This is a genomic window from Leisingera sp. F5 (assembly GCF_001593695.1).
The window spans coordinates 1-2,387 of sequence record NZ_LUKH01000457.1 but is presented as its reverse complement, the minus strand read 5'-3'; the positions used below and the strand labels follow the sequence as shown (position 1 = coordinate 2,387).

At 60.8% G+C, this 2,387-nt stretch carries 3 protein-coding genes; 1 reads left to right on the top strand and 2 read right to left on the bottom strand.

The features are described 5' to 3' along the window. Positions 1-1,016, bottom strand: a 1,016-nt coding sequence (locus tag A2I95_RS31840) for an ATP-binding cassette domain-containing protein (protein ID WP_291736267.1), incomplete at its 3' end; no start/stop codon positions are given. A gap of 434 nt (positions 1,017-1,450) precedes the next feature. Between A2I95_RS31840 and A2I95_RS31835 the strand changes: the two genes are divergently transcribed. Then, positions 1,451-2,116 carry a TetR/AcrR family transcriptional regulator gene (locus A2I95_RS31835; protein WP_027257543.1) on the top strand — a complete coding sequence of 222 codons (666 nt, stop codon included), beginning with the start codon at positions 1,451-1,453 and terminating at the stop codon, positions 2,114-2,116. Positions 2,117-2,146: 30 nt separating this feature from the next. On the opposite strand, the gene A2I95_RS31830 is transcribed toward A2I95_RS31835, so the two are convergent. Further along, positions 2,147-2,356, bottom strand: coding sequence for a DUF6537 domain-containing protein (locus A2I95_RS31830; protein ID WP_291736264.1), 210 nt, complete (start codon positions 2,354-2,356; stop codon positions 2,147-2,149). Between the last annotated feature and the right edge of the window lie 31 nt (positions 2,357-2,387).

Genomic DNA, 2,387 nt, shown 5'->3' with positions numbered 1-2,387 from the left:
TCTGCCCCCAATGCAATTCGTGCGGCGGTGGTCTTACCCGAGCCGCTTTCACCGACAACAGCCAGGGTTTTTCCGCGGGTTAACCGCAGATCAACCTCGCGGCAGGCGTGGATCAGGGTCGGAGCTTGCCAGCCCTTGCTGGCTCTTAGAGTGTAGGTCTTGGAAACCGACTTCATCTCCATGATCAGGTCATCGCGTGACGGCGGGATTGCGACGACGGCTTCATCCGGGATTTCCGGTGCGGCATTAAACAGGGCCTTGGTATACGGATGGGCAGGGGTGCGCAGCATCGGCTCCGCACGGCCGGATTCCATCACCCGGCCCTTGTGCATCACCACCACCTGCTCTGCCATATTGGCGACCACGCCCAAGTCGTGGGTCACCAGGATCATCGCCATGCCGCTTTCGCGTTGCAGCTCTTTCATCAGCCCCAGCACCTGGGCCTGTGTGGTCACGTCCAGCGCCGTGGTCGGCTCATCCGCAATCAGCAGGTCCGGCTTTGCCACCATGGCCATGGCGATCATTGCCCGCTGGCGCATTCCACCGGACAGTTCGAAGGGGTAGGATCTGTAGGTGCGTTCCGGCTCGGGAAACCCGACCCGCTCAAAGCATTCAAGGACCTCCTTGCGTGCCTCGCGCTCGGACTTGCGGCCATGCAGCCACAGCACTTCTGACACCTGATTGCCGATCCGGTGCAGCGGGGAAAGCGAGCGCATCGGCTCCTGAAAAATCATCGCGACGGTATTGCCGCGCACGTCGCGCATCCGCCGTTCGTCAAGCGTCGCAAGGTCAAGTTCGCTGCCGCGGGTGTTCAGCAAAATACGCCCGGAGCGCAACTGCGCCACCTTTGGCAGGATGCGCAGCACGGCCCGGCAAGAAACCGTTTTCCCAGAGCCGCTTTCCCCGACCAGGGCGAGTGTTTCGCCTGGCTGCACAGCAAAGCTCACGTCCTTCACGACGGAGTCGCCCTTGCCAAATCCAATGCTGAGATTTTCAACGGACAGCAGCGGGCGCATTCAGAATTGTCCGCCCGGCCGGTTCAAGGCACTCATGAGATCGTGTTTTCCCCTGTTTTTTTGCCTCACCTTCGCGCGCTGAAGGCTGCTTAGTCAAACCCCATTTGCCCAGATGCCCGTTGTGCAAGGGAAAATTGATCGGCTTTCCGGTTGTTCTGATGGGCGCCTCCCAGTGCTGTCAGCCCGCAATCGCCCTGCATTTCCGGTGTTTTCGGTCCGGTGTCGCAGGGGGAGTAACAATTTCTCACATTCGCGTGCCGGCAGGTGTTTTAAGGAGCAATGCAAATCCCGCCCTCCAGAAGCAGCGGACCTGCTGTGACCCCCGCGCCACTCGGTCATTGCCGCAAATGGCTGCTGAAAGGATTGCCGTGTTGGCGCAAGCAGTCAGCCCGGCATAGGATGCCAGGGAACGCACGCATTCCGAAAGGCCGCACATGGCGCAAAAACCTGTTCTGCACCGGGACGATCCGGAAGCCGAGCCGCTGGTCGGCAACATTAAGGTCACCCGCAACGACTGGCTGAATGTCGCGATGGATGTTCTGATCTCGGACGGGGTGGAGCAAGTGAAAGTGCTGGCGCTTGCCGAGCGGATGCAGGTTTCGCGCTCGTCGTTCTACTGGTATTTCAAATCACGCCAGGACTTGCTGGATGCGCTGCTAAAGAAATGGGAGCAGACAAATACCGTCGGCATGGTGCGCCAGGCCGAAGCGCCGGCCAAGACCATTACTGGCGCGGTCCTGAATGTGTTCCACTGCATCACCAACCCTGATCTGTTCAACACTGCGCTGGACTTTGCCGTGCGAGACTGGTCGCGCCGTTCCGGCAAGGTGCGCAGCCTGCTGGACCGCTCGGACCGGCGCCGGGTCGAGGCGCTGACGGGAATGTTTGCCCGCTACGGCTATGCAGACCGGGAAGCAGTGACCCGGGCCAAGGTGCTGTACTACATGCAGCTCGGCTATGAGATGGCGGATCCGAATGAGAGCCACGCGCATCGGCTGGAGGTGACGCCCGAGTACCTCAAGGTCTTTACCGGGCGCGAGCCGTTGTCCGAAGAGATGGCGGACTTCACCGAATTCACCAAACAGCACTGGGACGTCTGAGGCGCCAGCCGCGGCCGCGGGCGTGTGGTTTTATAGGTTATGGAGCAAATCTTCAGCCTGCGCGCGCGCGCCCACAGCCGCTTTCAGCCTTACCGGGCCATATCCGCGGATATCCATCGGCGCTTTCAGTACCTTCAGGCAGGCCTCATGCGCATCGGGGCGATAACGGCTGGCGATGGTCTGCAGTGCGGCTTCAAACCAGGCCAGCAGATCGCGGTGCAGGCTGAAGATTTGCTCCATAACCTATAAAACCACACGCCCGCGGCCGCGG

Coding starts and splice junctions, on each gene's coding strand:
- A2I95_RS31835 (WP_027257543.1), top strand. CDS start 1,451: ATGGCGCAAAAACCTGTTCTGCACCGGGACGATCCGGAAGCCGAGCCG.
- A2I95_RS31830 (WP_291736264.1), bottom strand. CDS start 2,356: ATGGAGCAAATCTTCAGCCTGCACCGCGATCTGCTGGCCTGGTTTGAA.